Here is a 21,851-nt window from a genome sequence, read left to right as displayed (position 1 = left end):
GCTTTGATCGAGGTTCACAATCTGTGGAAGGAATACAATGGGAAAGAGAAAGTAACAGCCTTGAAGGGTATAAATCTAAGAATAAACACGGGAGAGTTTGTTGTGATACTGGGCCCCTCCGGTTCTGGAAAGACAACGCTTCTGAATTGTCTTTCTGGTGTGGATCGCCCTACAAGGGGAACTGTGATAATCCATGGAACAGACCTGTACACGCTCTCAGAAGAGGAAAGAACGAGGTTCAGAGCGGAAAACATGGGGTTTGTGTTCCAGTTCTTCAATCTCGTTCCTGTCCTCACCGCCATTGAAAATGTGGAACTACCTCTGCTCATTCTGGGTGTGAACAGAAAAGAGGCAAGAGAACGAGCCTTCGAAATCTTGAGGAAAGTGGGGCTGGCTCACAAGTGCGACAGGTTCCCCGAAGAACTCTCCGGAGGGGAAAAACAGCGTGTCGCCATCGCGAGGGCCATCGTCCACAATCCAAAAGTCATATGGGCAGATGAACCCACCGGTGCTCTGGACAACGAGACGGGGAGAATGATCATAGATCTTCTGATGGAAATGAAGGAGAATTCCACACTGGTGGTCGTGACTCACGATGAAAGAATAGCAGAGAAAGCGGACCGGGTTATAAGAATAAGAGACGGTCAAATAGAACAGGATATATGTGAAAAAGCGTTGTAACCCACATGAAGCATGAGATACTCGAAGCTCCTGTAGCCGCAGCTTTCCCACTGAGTTAAAAGGTTCTCTATCTCTGGAGCGTCCCCGTAGATTCTCATCCTGTCATCGAGAAACTCTACCACGCCGTTTGGCCCAGCGTAGTAGAACGTTCCATCAATCTCTGTGAGTCTCCTGGTGAGGAGATCCACCAGCTCCACGAAGATATGAGAACGTACGAGTAAGATCTCTCTGTTGAATGGAAATTCTCTCAAAAGCTTTCTGTTCCTCTCGAGAAGATTTCCGAGATTGCCCCCTGCCGTTATGAACCTGGTTTCCAGTTTGTAGTTTCCCACAAGATACGGATCCTTTTTTTTGAACAGGAAAGCGGGCTGTCTTCTTGAAAGTTTCAAATTGATAGGTACTATCACCCTCCCACCTTCTTTGAGTTGAGTGAACCACGTCTCCGGCACCTCATCCACACCGACTGTTACGAAGATAACATCGTACGGGGAAAACTCCGGAACACCGTAGTATCCATCGCCACAGACAAAAATAACGTTCTCTATTCCAAGGCGTTCCACGTTCCTTTTCGCGATCTCGCAGATTTTCCTCGAATATTCCACGGAGACCACAAGGCCTTTCTCACCCACAACTCTGCTCATCACGGCAGCGTTGTAACCCGTTCCTCCGCCTATTTCGAGGACTCTCATTCCTTTGTCCAGACCCACCCACTCCATAAACAGCGCCATCAAAGAGGGCTGACTGGAAGTGCTGTATTCTTCTCCATCATCGTAGGAAACCAGAACGATATCCTCGTAAACGTAAGAGAGTGGGTAGGACTTCGTCAGGAACTCCTCACGGGGTATTTCCAGAAAAGCCTTCGCGATGTGATCGCTCACACCGTACTTTTTAAGAATCCAAAAGAGCTTTTCTCTCATAACATCCCCCTGTGTGTTATCATATCACTGAGGAGGGATCGTATGAAGAAAGCAGCGATCATCACTATCGGAAGTGAACTGCTGGAAGGTTTGATACTCAACAAAAACGCACAGTTTCTCTGCCAGGAATTGAAGAATCTGGGATATAGAGTTGTCAAGGTATCAACGGTAGGAGATGATTTGATCTCCATCTCAGAAGAAGTGAAAACCCTCCTTCTCAAGGTCGATCTACTCATCCTCACAGGAGGACTCGGCCCCACACAGGACGATCTCACCCGGGATGCAGTCGCAAAAGTGCTGAACAGGAGTCTCAAACTCAATGAAGAACTCCTCTCGAAGATAAAAGAGAAGATAAAAAAATACCATTCTGAAATACCGCAGAACATTGAAAGACAGGCTTTAGTAATAGACGGTGCCGAAGTTCTGGACAACCCTGTGGGAAGTGCTCCAGGACAACTCCTCACTGTGGATGGGAAAATCGTGATTCTCCTGCCGGGACCTCCCAGAGAGCTGATCCCCATGTTCAACGCACTGAAAGATCGATTGAGAACTCCAGATGCCCTGTATCAGGTTGTTTTGAAATACTACAGCATTCCCGAAGCCGTTCTCGAAGATCTTTTGAAAGATATTCTTTACTCCCAGAACATAGTGGAAGTAGCCACCATGGCCGATCATGTAGAAGGAGTACGACTCAGATTGACCACCCATATGAAGAACAAAGAATATCTGGACGAGATGGTGAAAAAGATTCTCGATAAGACTGGCGAACACCTCTACGGTGTAAACGACGAAAAGATGGAAGAAGTCGTGGTTAGACTCCTGAAAGACAGGAAAAAAACGCTCGCCGTTGCAGAATCCTGCACGGGTGGCATGCTCTCATCTTTGGTGGTGAACGTGCCGGGGGCTTCAGAGGTTTTCATAGGAGGTGTGGTAGCCTACAGCAACGATCTGAAAAAACACATCCTCGGTGTTAGAGAGGACACTCTCAAAAAACACGGTGCGGTGAGCGAAGAATGTGTACAGGAGATGACGGAGGGGCTAAAAAAACTCACCGGTGCAGATATCTGCGTCTCTATCTCCGGAATAGCAGGCCCATCAGGTGGTACTCCGGAGAAACCCGTAGGTACAGTTTTCATAGATATCTTTGAACATGAACACATTACTATGAGGTATAATTTTACAGGCGATCGAAACATGATAAGAACCAGATCCGCTATGATGGCCCTGGAAAACCTCAGAAAATACTTGAAGGGGCGTGAAAGAGTATGATGGAAGAATATCTCGGAGTGTTTGTCGATGAGACAAAAGAATACCTTCAAAATCTGAACGATACCCTCCTCGAATTGGAGAAAAATCCCGAAGATATGGAACTCATAAACGAAGCGTTCAGGGCTCTTCATACCCTGAAAGGAATGGCAGGTACAATGGGGTTTTCCAGTATGGCGAAGCTCTGCCATACCTTAGAAAACATCCTCGATAAAGCCAGAAACAGCGAGATAAAGATAACTTCCGATCTCCTCGATAAGATCTTCGCGGGGGTCGATATGATAACCAGAATGGTTGATAAGATCGTCTCCGAGGGAAGTGACGACATCGGAGAAAACATAGACGTGTTCTCCGACACCATAAAAAGCTTTGCATCATCGGGAAAAGAGAAGCCTTCAGAAATCAAAAATGAAACGGAAACAAAGGGTGAGGAAGAACACAAAGGAGAATCAACAAGCAATGAAGAAGTCGTAGTTCTTCCTGAAGAAGTTGCCCACGTTCTTCAGGAAGCGAGAAACAAGGGTTTCAAAACGTTTTATATTAAAGTGATTCTCAAAGAAGGAACGCAGTTGAAATCCGCCAGGATTTACCTCGTTTTCCACAAGCTTGAAGAACTGAAGTGTGAAGTTGTGAGAACGATTCCTTCGGTTGAAGAGATAGAAGAAGAGAAATTCGAAAACGAAGTGGAACTCTTCGTAATCTCCCCTGTGGATCTGGAGAAACTCTCTGAAGCTCTGTCAAGCATCGCCGATATAGAGAGGGTAATAATAAAAGAAGTAACCGCCGTCACCGAAGAATCAGGGGCTGAGAAAAGAACCGAGAAAGAAGAGAAAACTGAAAAAACTGAGGAAAAGGCCGAAAGAAAAAAGGTTATTTCGCAAACAGTCAGGGTAGATATAGAGAAACTGGACAATTTGATGGATTTGATGGGAGAACTGGTCATCGCAAGGAGCAGAATACTGGAAACGCTCAAGAAATACAACATAAAAGAACTGGATGAGAGTTTGTCTCATCTCAGCAGGATCACCTTAGACCTTCAGAATGTTGTGATGAAGATCAGAATGGTTCCCATCTCCTTTGTTTTCAACAGATTCCCTCGAATGGTGAGAGACCTTGCCAAAAAGATGAACAAAGAAGTGAATTTCATCATGAGAGGAGAAGACACAGAGCTCGACAGAACGTTCGTTGAAGAAATTGGCGAACCCCTGCTCCATCTCCTGAGAAACGCCATCGACCACGGTATAGAACCCAAAGAAGAACGAATAGCCAAAGGAAAACCCCCCATTGGAACACTCATTCTCTCGGCACGTCACGAGGGAAACAACGTGGTAATAGAAGTCGAAGATGACGGAAGGGGTATAGACAAGGAAAAGATCATCAGAAAAGCCATAGAAAAGGGACTCATAGATGAATCAAAGGCCGCTACCCTTTCTGATCAGGAGATTCTGAACTTCCTCTTCGTTCCGGGATTCTCCACAAAGGAAAAAGTCTCAGAAGTCTCCGGAAGAGGCGTGGGAATGGATGTCGTGAAAAATGTGGTGGAATCTTTGAATGGTAGCATAAGCATAGAAAGCGAGAAAGATAAAGGAACAAAAGTTACGATAAGACTACCGCTCACTCTGGCCATCATTCAGGCGCTCCTCGTCAAAGTCAACAATCTCGTCTACGCGATTCCGATAGCGAACATAGACACAATACTCAGCATTTCAAAAGAGGATATTCAAAGAGTTCAGGACAGAGATGTGATAGTCATAAGAGGAGAAGTGATACCCGTTTACCGTCTGTGGGAAGTGCTTCAAATAGAGCACAAAGAAGAACTGGAGGAGATGGAAGCGGTTATTGTGAGGGTAGGAAACAGGAAGTACGGTATCGTCGTAGACGATCTTCTCGGTCAGGACGATATCGTGATAAAATCTCTTGGAAAGGTGTTCTCTGAGGTGAAGGAATTCAGCGGAGCAGCTATTCTCGGTGATGGTAGTATAGCGCTGATAATCAACGTCTCCGGCATTGTATAACGGGGGTGAAAACATTGGCGGATGCTTTGAAAGAGTTCGAAGTTCTATCTTTCGAAATAGATGAACAGGCACTGGCTTTTGATGTCGACAACATAGAAATGGTGATTGAGAAATCCGATATAACACCTGTGCCAAAATCAAGACACTTCGTAGAGGGTGTGATCAATCTAAGAGGAAGAATCATTCCTGTGGTGAACCTTGCGAAGATTCTGGGTATTTCATTCGACGAGCAAAAGATGAAGAGTATAATTGTCGCCAGAACGAAGGATGTAGAAGTGGGATTTCTTGTTGATAGAGTCCTGGGAGTCCTGAGAATAACCGAGAATCAGCTCGATTTGACAAATGTGTCCGATAAATTCGGTAAAAAATCAAAGGGTCTTGTAAAAACCGACGGAAGGCTCATCATCTATCTGGATATCGACAAGATAATCGAAGAAATAACCGTTAAGGAGGGTGTGTAAAAGATGGGAAAGAGAGTTTTGATAGTCGATGATGCAGCGTTCATGAGGATGATGTTGAAAGATATCATCACAAAAGCGGGATACGAAGTTGCAGGGGAAGCAACAAACGGTCGTGAAGCCGTTGAAAAATACAAGGAACTCAAACCGGACATCGTCACGATGGACATCACCATGCCGGAGATGAACGGTATCGATGCGATCAAAGAGATCATGAAGATCGACCCCAACGCAAAGATCATCGTCTGCAGTGCCATGGGACAGCAGGCAATGGTCATAGAAGCTATAAAAGCTGGAGCGAAAGACTTCATTGTGAAACCCTTCCAGCCTTCCAGGGTGGTAGAGGCTCTCAACAAGGTTTCGAAGTGAAATCCCATGAGTGGGATTCTGCAGTTTCTTCTGGCTTTCGGAATAGTTCTCTTCTTTCTTCTTCTGGTTTACTATTTTGTGAAGCGGGGAACCTTCATTCAAAAGGGATCCAGCATTTCCGTTCTGGAGAGACACTACCTGGATAGGAAAACTTTCATCGCCATTGTCAGGGTAATCGATGAATATCTCGTCATTTTGGTAACAGATTCCGGTGCCACCGTCATAAAGAAACTGGAGGACTACGAAGAAAAATCTTTTTCCAGTATGTTCTTCAAAAAGCTGGGGAGAAAAATTAAATGAGAAAGCTTCTTCTGATTCTTTTGATCTTTCTTCCCCTTTTGTATTTTTCTCAGGAAATACCTTTTCCTTCGATATCCATAGGTGTAAGACCTGCCGAAGAACCAGAGGACCTCGTCGTTACTCTCGAGATCCTTCTCGTACTCACCGTTCTGGCACTTGCACCCTCCATCCTCGTTCTCTTCACCTCATTCACACGCATAATCGTTGTCTTTTCACTCTTCAGAAACGCTCTTGGAACGCGTCAAACTCCTCCTAACCAGGTTATGATAGGTCTTGCCCTTTTTCTCACATTTCTCATCATGCAGCCCGTCTGGAACGATATCTACAACAATGCCATAACGCCGTATTTGAACAAAGAAACAGGCTATCAGGAGATGTTTCAACGGGTAAACACCCGTATAAGAGAGTTCATGATCAACGAACTGAAGAATCACCACAACGAGGATAACGTTTTCATGCTCGCGAAAAACTCCGGCATTGAAATCGCAAAAATCGAAGAAGCACCGAATGCCGTTCTGATACCAGCCTTTGTTCTGGGAGAACTGGAAGTTGCCTTCAAAATGGGAGTTGTTCTTTACGTGCCTTTCATAGTGATAGACATGATAGTGGCCAGCATACTGTTAGCGATGGGAATGATCATGATACCTCCGGTTTTCGTTTCTCTGCCGTTCAAAATTCTCATTTTCGTCATGGCAAACGGCTGGGATCTGCTTGTAGAAGGGCTGATAAAGAGTTTTGCGAGGTGATTTGCCGTGACCATTGAGGTCTTTCTGGATATAATGAAAAGCGGAATAAGTCTTCTGCTGGAGATCATCGTACCACCCCTCGTTGTGAGTCTCATCGTGGGGCTTGTGATCAGCATCTTTCAGGCCGTCACTCAAATCCATGAGCAGACGCTGATGTTCGCTCCAAGAATAATTGTGCTGTTTCTCACGATCCTGTTTCTGAGCGGCTGGATGGCGCAGAAAATCCTCGACTTCTTCAGTGAAATGCTTCAGAAGTACTTCCAGATGATCTGAGGAGGTGATGAGGTGAAACAATTCCTCGTTGCTTTAACGATCCTCACATCTTCGCTGTTTTCTTTCGCAAGTGCGCTTGATATAATCGATGAATCGTTCCTCGCACTGAAAGAGTTTCTCGATCAACCGGACAGCGGTGCGTTTCTCTCACTTCTCGAGAGGGCCAGGGGCATATTCATCGTGCCCAAATACCTGAAACTCGGCTGGGTACTGGGAGGGCAGTACGGCCAGGGAGTGCTTTTGAAAAGAGACCCAGAGACGAACACCTGGTACGGCCCTCTGTTTGTGAAAATGTACGGATTGAGCTTCGGTCCGCAGATAGGATTTCAATCAGTTTCTCTCATAGCCGTCATCATGGAAAATGTCGATGCCTTCGCCGAAGGAAACATCACCCTGGGAGGATCACTGAGCGTCGCGGCGGGACCTCTTGGAAGAAGACTCAGCGCCGATTACAATCTTGACGCTTCCGTCTATTCGTATTCAATAGCACGTGGGTTCTACGCGGGTTTTTCCTTAGAAGGGGCAAAGATAGACGTCGACTTAGATCTCACAAGGGAGTACTACAACGTGTACAGAATCGAACCTGAAGAAATACTGAGAAGAGAAGTCTCGGGAAGGGCAGAAAAGATCGTAAACCTTCTGAACGAAAAATTGACAGAAGAATAGGGCACCTTCCGGTGCCCTTACTCTCTTGTGCTGACGACTTTATCGACTATCCCGTACTCTTTCGCTTCTTCTGCACTCATGAAGAAATCTCTGTCTGTGTCTTTTTCTATCTTTTCAATCGGCTGTCCCGTGTGTTTACTCAGAATTCTGTTGAGAAGATCTTTTATTCTCAGAAGCTCTCTCGTGATGATCTCCACATCCTTGGCAGGTCCCTCAGCACCACCGAGCGGCTGGTGTATCATTATTCGAGCGTTCGGAAGCGCGTACCTTTTTCCCTTTGCACCGGCTGCGAGGAGCACAGCCGCCATGGAAGCCGCCTGTCCTACACATATGGTTGAGACATCACACTTTATGTACTGCATCGTATCGTAGATAGCGAGTCCCGCCGTCACAGAACCTCCGGGGGAGTTTATGTAGAGGTAGACGTCTTTATCCGGATCCTCCGCCTCAAGAAACAGAAGTTGAGCTATGACCAGGTTTGCAACATAGTCGTCTATGGGGGATCCGAGGAAAACTATTCTGTCCTTTAGGAGCCTCGAGAAGATGTCGTAGGCTCTCTCGTACCTTCCCGTAGACTCAACGACTATGGGAACGTATTGATCAATTATCTTCTTTTCCTTCACTGTCATCACCCTCTCCTTTTGGTTCAACCACTTTCACCTTGACTTCCTGAAGTAACAGATCGAGCACTTTTCTTTTCAGAATAGCCCATCTCAATTCTTCTCTGAGGTCCTGCCGTGCTTTGACAAGGCTCTTAGCACGATCAGGAGAGATTCCCCAGAAAGGAGCGAGTTCCTCCGCTTCTTTCTCGAGTTCCTCATCGTTCACGCTGATCCCCTTCTCCTGTGCGAGAACCTCTATCACTCTGTCTCTCTTTATGTCATCCAGAATTCTCTCCTTCAGTTCTTCTCTGAATTTCTCCTCGCTCTCATACGAACTCACGATCTGTTCGTACCTTCCTTCTCTCTTCAACCTGTTGATCGCTTCGTTAACGAGTATCTCCAGAGTCCTATCAGATATCTCGATCTCCACAATTTCAGGGAGTTTCTCAAGAAGTTGCTCTCTCATGCTCTCTTTCATTTCCACATCGTAGATCTCTTTTCCCTCTTTCTTCAGAGATTCTTTCAGCTGTTCCAGTGTTTCGAATTCGTTGTTCACTGACTTTGCAAGTTCATCACCGATCTCTGGAAGGGTGCGTTTGTACACTTCTTCCACTTCGAGCTTGTATGTGTACTTCTTTCCCTCGTACTCCCTCTCAATTTCCACAACGTCGCCTTTCTTCTTTCCCACGAGGTCTTTCACAAAGGGTCTGTCTTCGTCCTCACTTATCACGTATTCGTATTCACGAGAGGTGAGTTTTTTTCCCTCCTCGTTGTACACTTCCATGTTCACTCTCACGAGATCTCCCGCTTCAGCGGGTCCTTCTTTGGGCTCGAGGAGAGCGTGACTTTCTCTGAGATCCTCTATTCTCCTTTCCACGTATTTTTCCAGGACCTTTTCCTCGTCCACTTTTTCCACTTCTATCTTCGAAATGTCACCTATTCTCACTTCCGGTTCTTCATGAACCTCCACCACCACTCTGGCAGTGACGTCCTTCAGTTCTCTTTCGGTCACTATAGGAGACAAAATGAGCTTTCTGTCTTTGAGCGTGTCTGGTATGAGGTCCATGAGAAAGTCGAGCGTGTACTCCTGAAATTCTTCACCGAGCTTCATCTTCAGGACATTCTTTGGGATTCGTCCTTTTCTGAATCCTGGAATCTCCACTCTCTGGTTCAAGTACCTGACCGCTTTGTCCTCGGCCTGCGCGATTTCTTCTGCTCCAAAAACGTACTCCAGCACAACTCGGTTTTTGTCTCTTTCAAGCTCCTTCACTTCCATTACTGTTCATCCCTCCTGTCGTGTTTTTATCCTCTCCCTAAGGTATCTCCTCTGGTCCATATGTTCTTTTGAAGAGACGATCTGGCTTCTCTGATAACATTGATCTCCTGAAAAAGCGCTGTCTTTCTCTTTTCGATGATTTCCAATCTTTTTCTGTCCTTTTCAAGGATCTCAGACAGTTTGTCCTTTGGGAGTCCTTCCATCAACTCTTTCCTTTTATTCAAAAGAGAAAGAAGCGTTTCATAGTCTTCCTTCTCAATCGCTTCGTCTATTTTTCTTTCTATCTCATCGATGTTCATTTCTCTCACTCTCCGATGAGGATGTTACCATACCTCACAAGCCTGCAACCCGAGCTTTCCAGCAGTTTCTTCAAAGTAAACGGTGGGAGTGAAGTCTCTATCTCCCACCCTTCGACTGACCTTTCAAGGACTTCGAACCTTTTCCTCAAAAAGCTTTCGTCACCTTCTACAATGATATCACCTTTTCTTTTTTCGAGAACAACAAGAGCCACAGCGAATCTATCGTGAGAAAGTGAAACATGAGCGTAGTTGAAGAAGCCGAAATCCTTATGAACGCACAGAACTGGTTTCCCGTTGCTTTCCAGAAATTCCACATCCGTGAAGCTGTGCCCATTCAAACCCGTTCCCAGAGCCTTGAAAAAAGCTTCCTTTAGAGCGAATCTCCCTGCAATGAATTCCCTCCTGCGCTTTCTCGTCAGGAACAGTCTCTTCTCTGATTCACCAAGGATTCTTTCTGCGAATTTTTCCGGAACTCTTTCTACCTCCAGAACATCAATACCCACACCGACTATCATGAGAGAATCACCGGAGGATCTACAATCAATCCCCTTTTTCCGTTTTTCCTCAATCTCAAAAGAACAAGAGTTGCAGCCTTTTCAATTTTACCATGGACAAAACACATTCTCTTGGGCTCCAGTCTGAAAGACACAAACATTTCCAGCCACTCCATGAGGTTCTCCGGTGAGAGAACGTAGACGGCCGTTCCTCCATTTTTCAAAAAACGAAACGTCGCCTGGACGAATCCTTCTATGTCTCTCCTTTCGATGCTCCGGGTAGAAGCTCTCAAGCGGTTGGGGCTCTTAACCTTTGTGTGATGAGGAGGATTCGAAACAACCATATCGAAAGATTCCGGAGGAAAGGAAAGTTCTTCCACAGAGGAGTTCACGAAAGAGACTCTTTCTTCGAGTTTGTTCAACGAGATACCTTCGAGTGCTTTTTCGTACAGCTCCTTTTCTTTTTCCACTCCGACCACTTTCACGTTGTAGAGCTTTGCGAGGGCAAAACTCACCGTTCCCACACCGCTTCCAAGTTCAAGAACGCTTCTGACGTTCTTAGACGGCCTCGTGTACCACACAAGAAGAGAAGAAGCGTGAGTGGGTCTGTGCTGAGGTCCCGCGTCCACTATTTCGACACACCTGATGATATCGGGGTCGAACTTCATAACGATTCCAGAATCTCTCTGACCATCTTGTTCACAAGTTTTCCATCCGCTCTTCCCTTCACCTTTGGCATCACTACCTTCATGACCTTCCCCAGATCCTTTGGGGAAGAAGCACCCACCTCGTTTATCGCTTCCATGACGATCTTTCTTATCTCGTCCTCCGAAAGCTGTTTTGGAAGGTACGACTCTATGATTTCCAGTTCCTTCCTTTCCTTCTCCGCGAGTTCTTCTCTGCCGTGTTTTTCATATTCCTCTATTGCTTCTCTTCTTTTCTTGGCTTCCTTCATCAACGCTTCCATCACTTCTTCATCCGTGGCTTCCTTCATCTTCTCCACTTCCAAGTTCTTCAAGGTTGTGAGTATCATACGAAGGGTGTTCATCCTTACCATGTCTTTGTTTTTCATGGCTTCTTTCAGATCTGACATTAGTTTCTCCTTCAGGGACATGTCCGAATACCTCCTCCCAAAAATCGAGACCCCGCGGGGCGGGGCCTCAGGAAATCACACCTCTCATTATTCGTGCAAGTTCTATGAAAGACTCTTTGAGACTCGCTCCTCCAACGAGACCACCATCTATATCCTTCTGAACGATGAGACCGAGGAAATTGTCCGGCTTTATGCTTCCACCGTAGAGAATCCTTATCGATCCCGCTGTTTCCTCGTCGTACATCTCTGAGAGCAGCTTTCTTATGAACGCGTGTACTTCCTGTGCCTGCTGTGGTGTCGCCACCCTTCCTGTCCCGATTGCCCAGACTGGCTCGTAAGCTATTACCACTCTCTTTGCTTCCTCTTTGTCGAGACCGTAGAAACCTTCTCTCACCTGTTTTTCCACAACGCAGAAAGTGAGCCCTTTCTCTCTTTCCTCGAGTGTTTCTCCAACGCAGAGAATAGGAGTCATACCTTTTTCAAGCACCGCTTTCACTTTCCTGTTTATGAACTCGTCGTCTTCTTTGAAAATACGCCTTCTCTCGGAATGTCCCACGATCACGTATTCAACGCCGATCTCTTGCAGCATGAGAGGAGAAATCTCCCCGGTGAACGCTCCCTGGTCTTCGTAGAAAACGTTTTGAGCTCCCAATTTGATGTTTCTACCAGAGAGTATTTCCCCCACTTCAGATAGAGCTGTGAACGGAGGACAGACCACTATTTCGAACTCTTTCACGTCGTGAAGTTCGTTCACGAGCAGCGACACAAACTTTTTCGCTTCCGAGATCGTTTTATGCATCTTCCAGTTCCCAGCGAGGATCAGTTTACGAGTTATTTTTTTTTTATCCGCGATGCTGGCAATACCAGGAAGTTCTTTTCCTTCAAGGAATTCGAGAGAAGCCCCTCCGCCCGTTGAAACGTGGGAGAATTTGTCTTCCAGACCGAACTTGTTCACCGCCGCGGCGCTGTCTCCTCCACCCACAACGGTGATCGCTCCCTTTTCCGTGAGCGCTGCGATCGCAAGTGCGACCTGCTTCGTGCCTTCAGCGAAATCGTCTATTTCGAAGACTCCCATTGGCCCGTTCCAGACAACGGTTTTTGCATCGGAGAGCTTCTGCTTGAAGAGCTCAATTGTCTCGGGTCCTATGTCGAGGCCCATCCATCCTTCGGGTATCCCGTCGTCGATTCTGACAACCTTCTTTTCCACACCGGGTTCGATCTTCTGAGCGATAACGGCATCAACGGGAAGAACGATCTCAACACCCTTTTCTTTCGCTTTTTCGAGGAGTTCTTTTGCGAGGTCGATCTTGTCTTCTTCAACCCTGGACGATCCAACCTCTTTGCCAAGAGCCTTCAGGAAGGTGAACATCATGGCTCCACCTATGAGAATTCTGTCGGCTTTCTCCATGAGGTTCGTGATGACGCCGATTTTGTCAGATACCTTTGCTCCTCCAAGAACCACAACGTACGGTTTTTCTGGATTATAAGTCACCTTGGAAAGGAACTTTATCTCTTTTTCCATGAGGAATCCCGCTACGCTGGGAATAAACTGTGCGATTCCAACGTTGGAAGCGTGTGCCCTGTGCGCCGTTCCGAAGGCATCGTTCACGTGAATATCGGCGAGGCTAGCCCAGAACTTCGCGAGTTCAGGATCGTTCTTGGTCTCTCCCGGGTGGAATCTGGTGTTTTCAAGGAGGAGAACCTCTCCCTCTTTGAGCTCCTCAACGGCCTTTTTCACCTCATCACCGACAACAGCGGGAACAAACTTCACTTCTTTTCCAAGAAGCTCAGAGAGTCTTTTGGCGACAGGTGCGAGGCTGAACTCTGGTGAAGGTTCTCCCTTGGGCCTTCCAAGATGGGACAGGAGTATCACCTTTGCACCCTGTTCAAGAGCGTACTTTATCGTTGGAAGGGCGGCTCTTATTCTCGTGTCGTCCTGAACGACCCCATCCTTCACTGGAACGTTGAAGTCCACTCTCATTATGACTCTCTTGCCTTTCAGATCAACATCTCTTATGGTCATTTTTTCCATGTTCGCACCCCCTTTTTGAGTCTGAGAAGGGCGGGAAAACCCGCCCGTTCTTCACATCTTGAGGAGCAATTCGAGTGTATCGACAACTCTGTTGCTGTATCCGTACTCGTTGTCGTACCAGGAAGCCACCTTCACGAGCTTTCCACCGATAACGTTGGTGATTGTGGCATCGAAGATACCGGAGAACGTCGTTCCAATGATGTCGCTGCTCACAATGGGTTCATCGTTGTATCCGATGATTCCCTTGAGTCTTCCCTCTGTGGCTTCTTTCATGACAGCGTTGACTTCCTCGACCGTGGTTTCTTTCTCGACCAGAACTGTAAGATCGGTGATGGATCCATCGGGAGTAGGTACCCTGATAGCCATACCATCGAGTTTGCCCTTCACTTCAGGAACAACGAGCGCAACTGCTTTTGCGGCACCCGTGGTTGTCGGAATGATGTTCACCGCAGCTGCTCTTGCCCTTCTCAGATCTTTGTGAGGCAGGTCGAGAACTCTCTGGTCGTTCGTGTAAGAGTGAACAGTCGTGAGCATTCCGCTGACGATTCCAAACTTCTCATGGAGCACCTTCACGATGGGTGCAATGGAGTTGGTTGTACAGGACGCACAGGAAATGATGGTGTGTTCGGGTTTCAGCTGGTCTTCGTTACAACCGATAACAACGGTGATGTCTTCTCCCTTGGCGGGCGCTGTGATGATGACTTTCTTCGCTCCAGCCTGCAGGTGAAGTTCTGCCTTTTCTCTGTTTCTGAAGACACCGGTGGATTCGATCACGAAGTCAACACCGAGGTCCTTCCAGGGCAGTTTCGAAGGATCGGGTTCCGCGAAGACCTTGATCTCTTTTCCATCGACGATTAGAGAGTTCTCGGTGTACTCGACTTTACCGGGGAACTTCTTGTGAACGGAGTCGTACTTCAGAAGGTGTGCAAGGGTCTTGGTGTCTGTCAAATCGTTAATAGCCACTACTTCGATGTCGGGATTCTTTCTTTCGTAGATGATCCTGTAGACGAGCCTTCCTATCCTACCGAAACCGTTAATAGCCACTCTTGCCATGCTCTTTCCCTCCTTCTCACATCAATCCTGGTATTCCAAATTGCTGAGTTATTTTGCTCATCTCCTCTTCACGGCGTTTTTCGATCTTTTCCATGACTTCGTTCATTCCCGCTATCAGAAGATCCTTCAGCGTATCGAAGTCTTCTTTCAAATCTTCGTCTATTTCTATATCCTTGACTCTCCTATCACAGGTTGCAACGATTCTGACGGCCCCTCCACCAACGGAAGCCTCTACTTCTATCTGTGAAAAGCTCTCTTCGAGTTCCTGGATTTTTTTCTGGAGCTCCTCCTGCATTCTGGCGAAGTCCTTCAAAATCTTTTCCTGCTTTCCCCCACCCAGACTCTTTCCACCAAAACTCTTGATCTTTTTCAAATTATCCCTCCTGTTCAAACAATCTCAGGATCTTCTGAGAAACCTTCTCGATTGTTTCTTCTTTTCCCATCAGTCGAAGTTCAACTTCTACTTTTTTCCCGAGTTTTCTAGAAAAAATGTTTTCCAGCTCAGGCAGTTTTTTCTTCATCAACTCGTAATGCATAGCTTTCGATGAATCAAAAGAAATAATCACCTTTTCTCCGTCAAACTGCACCTCTGAGAGGCTGAGAGCGACAAAGATAGAGAGATCGCCCTTTTCTTTCAGTTCTTCCATGAGTTCTTTGAAGCGTTTCTCGAACTCGCTGTCTTCCTGTTTTTCTTCTTTTGCCTTCACCGTTTCTTTCTTCTCTTCTTTCTGCTGTACATTTGAATTATCGTTTTTTTCTCTGACATCGTTTTCCTGAACGTTTGTGGTGGAGAACCTCGTCGCTATGTAAGCCGAACCCACTTTACAGACGAGTCGTTTTTCTTCGGCGAACTTTATCTCTCTCAGAAGATTCAGAAGTTGTCTCGAAACCTGAACTATATCGTTCGCTGAAACCTGGTAAACCCCTCTCTCCCTTTCCAGGTCTTCGACCAGATCCTCGACTGCTTCCTGAATGAGCACCTCGTAGTCCTTCCCGCTGTAATAGACGTCGTCGAGAACGGTGAAGACCCTTTTCACATCACCAGAAAAGATAGCGTTCACGTAATCGCGAACAACCTGTATCGGTATCAACCCGAGCGCCCTGTGTACCGTCTCGAGATCTATCTTTCCTTCCGAGAACTTCCACACCTGCTCGAGCATGGTGAGCGCGTCTCTCAAGCCTCCAGAGGCTCTTTTTGCGATGAAGCTCAGAGCTTCCCTGTCTATCTCTATTCCTTCAGCCTCCGCAACTTCCTGGAGCCTCTTTTCGATGAGCTCGTCGGGAATGTTTCTGAACTCGAAAACCTGACATCTCGAGATAATCGTGGGAGGAACCTTCTCAAGGTTTGTCGTTGCCAGCACGAACACGACGTGGGAAGGAGGTTCTTCGAGTGTTTTGAGGAGCGCGTTGAAGGCTTCTTTCGTGAGCATGTGAACTTCGTCTATTATGTAGACTTTGTATTTACCTTCCATCGGCCTGTATCCAACGGCGTCTCTGATTCTTCTGATCTCGTCTATTCCTCTGTTGGAGGCCGCGTCGAGCTCTATCACGTCCATGAAGGTTCCCTCGTCTATCTCTCTGCAGGCTCTGCAGGAATTGCAGGGTTCAACTCCCTTTCTGTTCTCACAGTTCAGGGATTTTGCGAGAATTCTGGCAAGAGTAGTCTTCCCCGTTCCCCTCGGACCGGCGAATATGTATCCGTGGGCCACGCTGTTCTTCTGAATAGCACCGATTATTGCCTTCTTCACATGATCCTGATTGACAACCTCAGAAAAAGTCTTTGGCCTGTACTTCCTGTAAAGAACTTCCACAGAATCCCCCCATGTTATAATCGAATTGCATCCAGCCTTTATTATACCAGAGGAGACATTAAGAATGATTGAACAGAGGAGGAAAATCGTGAAAAAAATAACTATCCTGATCCTGGTGCTCATGGTGATTCCTGTTTTTTTGAGCACCGTTCCTTCTGAAAACAATATTTCCTTTCGCGAGATCAACTCCATCGCGGTGAAGGAATGGTTCAAAGAACTGGTCAGATCAAGAAGAGCCTCCTACAAACTGAAAAGCGATGAAGAATTCCTCGAAGACCTGTGGAAAACGATAAACAACGTGGCAAAAGAGACGAATTTCGATCCTATTCTCATAATATCCGTCATAGATGTGGAAAGCGACTTCAGAAATGTTGTGGGCTTGTACGGAGAACTCGGCATGATGCAGATAAAGAAAGAGACGGCGGAGATGGTGGCGAATCTGTACGGTCTGGAAATCCCAGAGTCAGGCTGGACAGAGCTCGTGTGGAACTACCGGTTGAACATAAAGTACGGAGCCCATTACTTGAAATATCTCTTCGACAAATTCAACAACTTGAGACTGGCACTCGAGTACTACAACGGTGGAAACAGCAGAAAGTCCTACGCCCAGAAAATACTGGAAACGTACGAAGAGTTCAAGAAAGAACTGGGAATCTAGACCTTCGAGTATACCTTGCCGGAAGAGTCCTGGACCACACGGAGAACCAACTTCTCCACTTCCAGTTCTTCGAGTTTCTTGCTGTCCGGAGTTTTATAAATCACCCTCCTCGTTCCCCTGATTTCTTCAAGGGGCTCGAACAACACTCTGGAAAACCTCTTCGTAGCAGAAAAAGGACGCACTCTCTCCAGAATCACACCGTTCACTCCCAGAAGAAAGAGTCTTTCCAGGAGCTCTTCAGTCATCTCTTGAAACTGAAGCTTGTTCTTCCTGAACGTTCCCAATACCACTATTTCTCCCGTCAGGTCGTAGAGCTTTGTTCCTTCGTATCTTTCGTATTTTTCAAGGATGTCCACAACGCTTCTGTCCATAACAACGATCTTTCCCGTGTAGTAAACCACATCTCCTGTCTTCAACTTTCTTATGACGTTCAGAGACACAGGATATTTGAGTACGATCAAAAAAATCACCTCACGATCATCCAAACAAAACCATCGATGAACCTTACAAAGGGATTCATAACGAGTGGTATTATCCAGAGCACGAGCAGAGCGATCATGAAGAGAACCCCGTACACCTCGTATTTTACCAGCCACTCCATATACCTGTCGGGAAGAAGAGAGGCGAGAATCTTGCTTCCATCGAGAGGTGGTATGGGAAAAAGAGAAAAGAGCGCGTACGTGAGGTTGTACTTTGCGGCTTTTACCATGAGAAACCACCAGAAATCCTCTTCGGGAAGATGCGAAGCGATCAATCCACAAAGAAAGAAGAGGATGAAGCTAACGGCAGGACCGAGCAGTGAGATTTTCAAAAGATCCTTCTTCTTGTTTTTGAGCTTCCAGTAACGAATGGGCACGGACCTCGTCCACCCGAACTCGAAGAGGATGAAAGAAATCGTTCCCAGTGGGTCGAGATGAACGAAGGGGTTCAGAGAAAGCCTTCCGGCCTGCTTCGGTGTGGTATCGCCGAGTTTGTAGGCTACAAAGCCTTTGATGTACTCTCTGGGAGTGGCGACTATGAGCACCGCGAGGAACCCTGTGAGTATGTTGCCCAGTGTGGGAACGATTATCCTCATGTTCACCATCCTTTCAGGACTCCTTTCAGCATCTCCTTCATCTCAATCGCGTCGTTTTTCATTTTCTCTTTCAGTTTCAATTCTTTCTTCAACACAACGGGAACCTTCAAAGAGATTTCCAGAGGATCTCTCTTTGAAAAGAAATGATCCTCTTTTGTGTATCTTGCGAAAAATCTTCTCGCTTTCTGACAATCGACGATAATGAACGGTATTTCAAAATACGCCGCCACAAGCGCCGGGTGGAACCTCTCCGTTATCACAATGGACGAACTCACTATCTCTTCGAGCAAGTTCTCTCCATTTCTGAGAGGTGGAAGATAGGAGTGATCCCCTGGAAAAGCCGTCGATATGACAAAGTCGTTGATTCCCTGATCCCTGAGGCTCTTCAAGATATACGACACATCCATCGGAGATTTCAGGAAGAACACAGCTTTCTTTTCGGTTTTCTTTTCCATATCAGACTCCATGAGGTGGATTATAGCCGGATCTGTTCCGAGCACCGCATTTCCACCAACCATTTTGACATACCTGTAAGAAGCGGGATCGCGCGCTATGAAGACAGTCCTTTTATCTTTGAAGACGTCCCACACGAGCTTTTTTGAAAGTCTTCTTCTCAACGGTCCCACGCTGTTTCCAAAGAATATGAGAGGTTTGTCCATGAGAAGTGAAGCTTTTGAAATCGAGTAGTAATAGAGAAGGCTCCGGAGACTGGTAACGTCCTGGAACAATCCTCCTCCACCCGCTATGGAAACCTGAGATTTCTTCAAAAGAGAGAGTAGCTTGATCGAATATCTATCGACAGAGGTAACCCCCATGGATTTTTTCCCCTTCGGCAGGGGTGTGTATATGGTCCCGAATCCCAGCTCCCTCAGAAGATTCACACACGCTTTGAACATCAGTTCATCTCCGAAGTTGTCGAAGCCGTAGTATCCCCAGAGAAAGGCCGTTGCCAAGGAAAACCACCTCATTGTGTAGAAGAATACTCTTGGAGAATTATACTACACGAGGTGAAAAGATGATCACGAATCTTTCTGACAGAGTATTCGTGATAGGAACAGGAACATCAGCGAACAGTGTGCTCGTCTGTGGAAAGAAATTTTGTGTGCTCTTCGATTCAACGCTTTTTCCTGAAAAGGCGAGGAAGATCAAAGAATTCGCCGCAGAAATTCTGGGTAAAGAAATTGCCGTTGTTTTCAACACGCATTACCACCCTGACCACACCTTCGGAAACGAGGTTTTTGACAGGATCATATCCCACAGTCTCACCAGAAAATCCCTGGAAGAAATGGATGAAGAGTACATAAGAAAGATAGGAGTGGAGGTTTCCCTGAAGTTTCCAGATGAGACCTTCTCCGAAAGAGAAAATTACAGATTTGGAGACATCGTGGTGGAAGCGGTTCACCTGGGAGGACACACTCCGGATTCTTCGATCTTCGTTTTGAAGAACGAAAAAATAGTCATCTGCGGGGACCTTCTGACAACCGGCATCCATGCCGAAATAGTCACGGACAGTGACCTCTTCGGATGGATAGAAGCGCTCAGCGAAATCGAAAAAATACGGGCAGATTACTTCGTACCGGGGCACGGAAAAGTGGGCACCATCGAAGATGTCAGGAACATGAAAGACTACATCTCAAAAGTCCTGCGCTTCAGAGAAGGCAGTGTGAAACACTCAGAACTCCTGGAAGACCCGAATTTCATCAACAGGGAGCACCCGGAACTTCTGACCTGGGGACTGGAAAACATCATTCGTTGAGAAGCTCGAGCCTCTCTTTTGGACTCACGATCTCTGTTATCCTCACCCCAAAGTTTTCATCTATCACGACAACTTCTCCGCGGGCGATGAGCTTTCCGTTCACGAGGATATCCACAGGTTCCCCCGTGAGTTTGTCCAGCTCTATTATGGAGCCAGGGATCATTTCCAGAACCCGTTTCAGAGTCATTCGCGTTCTTCCAAGTTCCACTGTGACTTTGAGAGGAATATCGAGAAGCAGTTCCAGCTTGTCACTCGGCACTTCGGTTTTTCTGGTTTCAGAAGGTTTCAGCTCTGCGAATTCTACCGGTTCGACCTTCACCTTTTTCTCCTCTTTCTTCTCTTTTTTCTCAGCTGCTTCGGATTGTTTTTTCGTGAAATACTCGTACATCTTCTTCACCAGATCGGCGCTTATCACCTGGTAGAACTTCGACTTCGGAAGTCCCTCTATCTCCATTTCGAATTCGACAACGGCAACATCTTTCTCCGGATTGTCGGTTACCGGTGGAAACTGTGTGTTAGGATCATCGAAATTCAATATCTCCACTTCGGGGGAGATATATTGATGGTTATTCCCAGAAGTTCAGAAAGCGATGTTGCAGCGCTTCCCATCATCTGATTCATCGCTTCTCCAACCGCGCTGAGTTTGATTTCGTCCAATTCCTCGGTTTCTACCTCTCCACTTCCCCCCATCATGAGGTCAGCTATCACCGCCACGAGTTTTTTATCGAGGACAAGAACGTTCAAACCTTCGAGCCCCTCCGTGTATTCCACACTCACCACTACCTGCTCACCACTGAAGTCACTCTTGACGTTCTTCATCTTTTCTTCCCGAACAGTTGGAACGGTGATGTGAATATCCCTTCCGAGGATCATCGAGAGCGTCGTTGCAGCACTCCCCATTGCGATGTTTCCTATCTCGCCTATCATGTCCTTTTCTTCGGGAGTGAGGACACCACCGGTATCAGAATCGCTAAGAAGCTTGTCTATCTCTTCCTGAGAGAGGAATTCATTTTCCGTCATTCGTATTCACCTCCGTTGGTGAATTCACCGGTCACCTTCACCGCGTACTTTCCTTTGAACACTCCGGGAATTCCCCTGAACTTGGGTCTCCCCTCAACGTCTATTCTTATTTCATCCTTGTAGTGAGTCCCAAGCCTTATGACGTCTCCCACTTCCAGATCCAGAATTTCCTTCAATCTCAACTCAGTTTCTCCTATCACCGCCTGGACAGTCACAGGTATCTTTTGGGAAGCTTTTCTGAGCTCTTCCATTCTCTCTTCAACTTTTTCGGGTTTTCTTCCCATCATCCAGAAGCGATCCGAAAGCTTTTCGAGCAAAGGCTCAAGAAGTGAAAACGGCCAGCACACGTTGATGAAGCTTGTGAATTCGCCCCAGGAAACGGAGGCGGTTACAAGAAGAACGATCTCGTTGGGAGGTACAATCTGAACGAATTGAGGATTCGTCTCCACGTTTTCTATCGAAGGAATGAAATATTGAAAATCACTCCAGGCCTGAGCAAGAAGGGTTAGCATGTTGGTCACTTCTTTTCTCATTATGGAGGTTTCTATCTCCGTGGGAGGTCTGTTTGGAGGGTTTTCGCCGGGGCCTCCCATTATGATGTCAAGCATGGTATAAAAGAGATCCAGTCTCATTTCGAAGATGGCGCTTCCCTCAAAAACATCACCGGTGAAGATAACAATGAACGAAGGTATCATCACGGATCTTATGAATTCCTCATAAGTAAGCTGATCTATGCTGATTTCGACATCCACAAAAGTTCTCAGCCTTCCTGAGAGATACGTAGAGAGGGCCCTCCCGAAGTTTTCGTGTATCATCTGAAAGGTTCGAAGTTGTTCTTTGGAAAATTTGCTCGGCCTCTTGAAATCGTAAGGCTTAACCTTTTTCTCCTCTTCTTCCTTCAGGAGGTCTTCTTCCTTCAATTCACCTTTCATCAATGCCTCGATCAACTGGTTTATTTCTTCCTGGCTGAGAACATCCGACACGTTACCAC

At 46.6% G+C, this 21,851-nt stretch carries 28 protein-coding genes; 11 read left to right on the top strand and 17 right to left on the bottom strand.

The genetic code is table 11. The features are described 5' to 3' along the window. Positions 1-3 precede the first annotated feature (3 nt). Positions 4-681, top strand: coding sequence for an ABC transporter ATP-binding protein (locus TM_RS03605; RefSeq protein ID WP_004081034.1), 678 nt, complete (start codon positions 4-6; stop codon positions 679-681). On the opposite strand, the gene TM_RS03600 is transcribed toward TM_RS03605, so the two are convergent. Then, positions 645-1,598, bottom strand: coding sequence for a protein-L-isoaspartate O-methyltransferase (locus TM_RS03600; RefSeq protein WP_004081036.1), 954 nt, complete (start codon positions 1,596-1,598; stop codon positions 645-647). The two genes, TM_RS03605 and TM_RS03600, sit on opposite strands and share 37 nt — an antisense overlap. Positions 1,599-1,640: 42 nt before the next feature. Here TM_RS03600 and TM_RS03595 point away from each other — a divergent pair, with 42 nt between their 5' ends. The 8 genes from TM_RS03595 to TM_RS03560 are packed head-to-tail and all read left to right on the top strand — an operon-like array spanning position 1,641 to position 7,691. Next, complete coding sequence (locus TM_RS03595) at positions 1,641-2,867, top strand: competence/damage-inducible protein A (RefSeq protein ID WP_004081038.1); 1,227 nt, start codon at positions 1,641-1,643, stop codon at positions 2,865-2,867. After that, entirely contained in the window at positions 2,864-4,879 is a 2,016-nt protein-coding gene (gene cheA, locus TM_RS03590) for a chemotaxis protein CheA (protein ID WP_004081040.1), read from the top strand. Before TM_RS03595 ends, cheA begins: the two co-directional genes overlap by 4 nt. Before the next feature lie 5 nt (positions 4,880-4,884). Beyond that, complete coding sequence (gene cheW / locus TM_RS03585; RefSeq protein ID WP_010865187.1) at positions 4,885-5,340, top strand: chemotaxis protein CheW; 456 nt, start codon at positions 4,885-4,887, stop codon at positions 5,338-5,340. A gap of 3 nt (positions 5,341-5,343) precedes the next feature. After that, positions 5,344-5,706: a chemotaxis protein CheY gene (gene cheY, locus TM_RS03580; RefSeq protein WP_004081049.1), complete on the top strand. Its 363-nt coding sequence runs from the start codon at positions 5,344-5,346 to the stop codon at positions 5,704-5,706. A gap of 6 nt (positions 5,707-5,712) precedes the next feature. Next, the gene (locus TM_RS03575; RefSeq protein WP_004081050.1) at positions 5,713-6,006 is read left to right on the top strand and encodes a FliO/MopB family protein; all 294 of its coding nucleotides are present in this window, start codon (positions 5,713-5,715) and stop codon (positions 6,004-6,006) included. Then, complete coding sequence (fliP, locus tag TM_RS03570; protein WP_004081051.1) at positions 6,003-6,752, top strand: flagellar type III secretion system pore protein FliP; 750 nt, start codon at positions 6,003-6,005, stop codon at positions 6,750-6,752. Before TM_RS03575 ends, fliP begins: the two co-directional genes overlap by 4 nt. Positions 6,753-6,758: 6 nt before the next feature. Next, positions 6,759-7,025, top strand: coding sequence for a flagellar biosynthesis protein FliQ (fliQ, locus tag TM_RS03565; RefSeq protein WP_004081052.1), 267 nt, complete (start codon positions 6,759-6,761; stop codon positions 7,023-7,025). Between the two features lie 12 nt (positions 7,026-7,037). After that, positions 7,038-7,691, top strand: coding sequence for a lipid-binding SYLF domain-containing protein (locus TM_RS03560; RefSeq protein ID WP_004081057.1), 654 nt, complete (start codon positions 7,038-7,040; stop codon positions 7,689-7,691). Positions 7,692-7,708: 17 nt separating this feature from the next. On the opposite strand, the gene clpP is transcribed toward TM_RS03560, so the two are convergent. Genes clpP through dnaX form a run of 10 tightly spaced genes read right to left on the bottom strand, consistent with a single transcriptional unit; the run spans position 7,709 to position 16,351 of the window. Beyond that, entirely contained in the window at positions 7,709-8,320 is a 612-nt protein-coding gene (clpP, locus tag TM_RS03555; RefSeq protein WP_004081059.1) for an ATP-dependent Clp endopeptidase proteolytic subunit ClpP, read from the bottom strand. Beyond that, the gene (gene tig, locus TM_RS03550) at positions 8,292-9,569 is read right to left on the bottom strand and encodes a trigger factor (protein ID WP_004081061.1); all 1,278 of its coding nucleotides are present in this window, start codon (positions 9,567-9,569) and stop codon (positions 8,292-8,294) included. The genes clpP and tig overlap by 29 nt, the downstream gene beginning before the upstream one ends. A 26-nt stretch (positions 9,570-9,595) precedes the next feature. After that, complete coding sequence (locus TM_RS03545; protein WP_004081063.1) at positions 9,596-9,868, bottom strand: flagellar protein FliT; 273 nt, start codon at positions 9,866-9,868, stop codon at positions 9,596-9,598. 5 nt (positions 9,869-9,873) lie between these two features. Continuing rightward, positions 9,874-10,383 (bottom strand): holo-[acyl-carrier-protein] synthase, encoded by a 510-nt coding sequence (locus TM_RS03540; RefSeq protein ID WP_004081065.1) that lies wholly within the window; start codon positions 10,381-10,383, stop codon positions 9,874-9,876. After that, positions 10,380-11,030, bottom strand: coding sequence for a tRNA1(Val) (adenine(37)-N6)-methyltransferase (locus TM_RS03535; RefSeq protein WP_004081068.1), 651 nt, complete (start codon positions 11,028-11,030; stop codon positions 10,380-10,382). Before TM_RS03535 ends, TM_RS03540 begins: the two co-directional genes overlap by 4 nt. Beyond that, on the bottom strand, positions 11,027-11,476 hold the full coding sequence (locus TM_RS03530; RefSeq protein WP_004081070.1) for a GatB/YqeY domain-containing protein: 450 nt from the start codon (positions 11,474-11,476) through the stop codon (positions 11,027-11,029). Before TM_RS03530 ends, TM_RS03535 begins: the two co-directional genes overlap by 4 nt. 46 nt (positions 11,477-11,522) lie before the next feature. Further along, positions 11,523-13,487, bottom strand: coding sequence for a bifunctional phosphoglycerate kinase/triose-phosphate isomerase (locus TM_RS03525; protein WP_004081072.1), 1,965 nt, complete (start codon positions 13,485-13,487; stop codon positions 11,523-11,525). A 51-nt stretch (positions 13,488-13,538) separates the two neighbouring features. Next, on the bottom strand, positions 13,539-14,540 hold the full coding sequence (gene gap / locus TM_RS03520) for a type I glyceraldehyde-3-phosphate dehydrogenase (RefSeq protein ID WP_004081074.1): 1,002 nt from the start codon (positions 14,538-14,540) through the stop codon (positions 13,539-13,541). A gap of 16 nt (positions 14,541-14,556) precedes the next feature. Beyond that, on the bottom strand, positions 14,557-14,913 hold the full coding sequence (locus tag TM_RS03515) for a YbaB/EbfC family nucleoid-associated protein (RefSeq protein WP_004081076.1): 357 nt from the start codon (positions 14,911-14,913) through the stop codon (positions 14,557-14,559). Between the two features lies 1 nt (position 14,914). Then, positions 14,915-16,351, bottom strand: coding sequence for a DNA polymerase III subunit gamma/tau (gene dnaX / locus TM_RS03510; protein WP_004081077.1), 1,437 nt, complete (start codon positions 16,349-16,351; stop codon positions 14,915-14,917). An 88-nt stretch (positions 16,352-16,439) separates the two neighbouring features. Here dnaX and TM_RS03505 point away from each other — a divergent pair, with 88 nt between their 5' ends. Further along, complete coding sequence (locus TM_RS03505) at positions 16,440-17,009, top strand: lytic transglycosylase domain-containing protein (protein WP_010865186.1); 570 nt, start codon at positions 16,440-16,442, stop codon at positions 17,007-17,009. Here the strand turns inward: TM_RS03505 and TM_RS03500 are convergent. The 3 genes from TM_RS03500 to csaB are packed head-to-tail and all read right to left on the bottom strand — an operon-like array spanning position 17,006 to position 19,037. Continuing rightward, positions 17,006-17,479 (bottom strand): hypothetical protein, encoded by a 474-nt coding sequence (locus TM_RS03500; RefSeq protein WP_008192645.1) that lies wholly within the window; start codon positions 17,477-17,479, stop codon positions 17,006-17,008. The genes TM_RS03505 and TM_RS03500 overlap by 4 nt on opposite strands. Next, a complete protein-coding gene (locus TM_RS03495) occupies positions 17,476-18,093 on the bottom strand; it encodes a site-2 protease family protein (protein WP_004081080.1) in 618 nt (205 codons plus the stop codon). Before TM_RS03495 ends, TM_RS03500 begins: the two co-directional genes overlap by 4 nt. Further along, the gene (gene csaB, locus TM_RS03490; RefSeq protein ID WP_004081081.1) at positions 18,087-19,037 is read right to left on the bottom strand and encodes a polysaccharide pyruvyl transferase CsaB; all 951 of its coding nucleotides are present in this window, start codon (positions 19,035-19,037) and stop codon (positions 18,087-18,089) included. Before csaB ends, TM_RS03495 begins: the two co-directional genes overlap by 7 nt. A 62-nt stretch (positions 19,038-19,099) precedes the next feature. Between csaB and TM_RS03485 the strand changes: the two genes are divergently transcribed. Continuing rightward, complete coding sequence (locus TM_RS03485; protein WP_004081082.1) at positions 19,100-19,840, top strand: MBL fold metallo-hydrolase; 741 nt, start codon at positions 19,100-19,102, stop codon at positions 19,838-19,840. Here TM_RS03485 and fliN read toward each other — a convergent pair. From fliN to fliM, 3 genes are read right to left on the bottom strand one after another with little or no spacing between them, the layout of a single operon-like run. Next, entirely contained in the window at positions 19,830-20,375 is a 546-nt protein-coding gene (gene fliN / locus TM_RS09645; protein ID WP_244261696.1) for a flagellar motor switch protein FliN, read from the bottom strand. The two genes, TM_RS03485 and fliN, sit on opposite strands and share 11 nt — an antisense overlap. Next, positions 20,372-20,860: a chemotaxis protein CheC gene (fliY, locus tag TM_RS09640; RefSeq protein ID WP_010865182.1), complete on the bottom strand. Its 489-nt coding sequence runs from the start codon at positions 20,858-20,860 to the stop codon at positions 20,372-20,374. The genes fliN and fliY overlap by 4 nt, the downstream gene beginning before the upstream one ends. Next, positions 20,857-21,843, bottom strand: coding sequence for a flagellar motor switch protein FliM (gene fliM / locus TM_RS03475; RefSeq protein WP_004081085.1), 987 nt, complete (start codon positions 21,841-21,843; stop codon positions 20,857-20,859). Before fliM ends, fliY begins: the two co-directional genes overlap by 4 nt. Positions 21,844-21,851: the final 8 nt, after the last annotated feature.

Origin of the sequence: Thermotoga maritima MSB8, from assembly GCF_000008545.1 — a bacterium.
GTDB lineage: Bacteria > Thermotogota > Thermotogae > Thermotogales > Thermotogaceae > Thermotoga > Thermotoga maritima.
The sequence above is the reverse complement of the archived record's forward strand: the minus strand, read 5'-3'. Positions and strand labels throughout refer to the sequence as shown.

Excerpts from the sequence above, each read along its gene's own strand:
- fliY (WP_010865182.1), bottom strand. The coding sequence starts at position 20,860 with ATGACGGAAAATGAATTCCTCTCTCAGGAAGAGATAGACAAGCTTCTT.
- cheA (WP_004081040.1), top strand. The coding sequence starts at position 2,864 with ATGATGGAAGAATATCTCGGAGTGTTTGTCGATGAGACAAAAGAATAC.
- cheY (WP_004081049.1), top strand. The coding sequence starts at position 5,344 with ATGGGAAAGAGAGTTTTGATAGTCGATGATGCAGCGTTCATGAGGATG.
- clpP (WP_004081059.1), bottom strand. The coding sequence starts at position 8,320 with ATGACAGTGAAGGAAAAGAAGATAATTGATCAATACGTTCCCATAGTC.
- TM_RS03525 (WP_004081072.1), bottom strand. The coding sequence starts at position 13,487 with ATGGAAAAAATGACCATAAGAGATGTTGATCTGAAAGGCAAGAGAGTC.
- tig (WP_004081061.1), bottom strand. The coding sequence starts at position 9,569 with ATGGAAGTGAAGGAGCTTGAAAGAGACAAAAACCGAGTTGTGCTGGAG.
- TM_RS03495 (WP_004081080.1), bottom strand. The coding sequence starts at position 18,093 with ATGGTGAACATGAGGATAATCGTTCCCACACTGGGCAACATACTCACA.
- TM_RS03530 (WP_004081070.1), bottom strand. The coding sequence starts at position 11,476 with ATGTCCCTGAAGGAGAAACTAATGTCAGATCTGAAAGAAGCCATGAAA.
- TM_RS03545 (WP_004081063.1), bottom strand. The coding sequence starts at position 9,868 with ATGAACATCGATGAGATAGAAAGAAAAATAGACGAAGCGATTGAGAAG.
- TM_RS03600 (WP_004081036.1), bottom strand. The coding sequence starts at position 1,598 with ATGAGAGAAAAGCTCTTTTGGATTCTTAAAAAGTACGGTGTGAGCGAT.
- TM_RS03595 (WP_004081038.1), top strand. The coding sequence starts at position 1,641 with ATGAAGAAAGCAGCGATCATCACTATCGGAAGTGAACTGCTGGAAGGT.
- TM_RS03540 (WP_004081065.1), bottom strand. The coding sequence starts at position 10,383 with ATGATAGTCGGTGTGGGTATTGATGTTCTGGAGGTAGAAAGAGTTCCG.
- fliP (WP_004081051.1), top strand. The coding sequence starts at position 6,003 with ATGAGAAAGCTTCTTCTGATTCTTTTGATCTTTCTTCCCCTTTTGTAT.
- TM_RS03575 (WP_004081050.1), top strand. The coding sequence starts at position 5,713 with ATGAGTGGGATTCTGCAGTTTCTTCTGGCTTTCGGAATAGTTCTCTTC.
- TM_RS03485 (WP_004081082.1), top strand. The coding sequence starts at position 19,100 with ATGATCACGAATCTTTCTGACAGAGTATTCGTGATAGGAACAGGAACA.
- TM_RS03535 (WP_004081068.1), bottom strand. The coding sequence starts at position 11,030 with ATGAAGTTCGACCCCGATATCATCAGGTGTGTCGAAATAGTGGACGCG.
- gap (WP_004081074.1), bottom strand. The coding sequence starts at position 14,540 with ATGGCAAGAGTGGCTATTAACGGTTTCGGTAGGATAGGAAGGCTCGTC.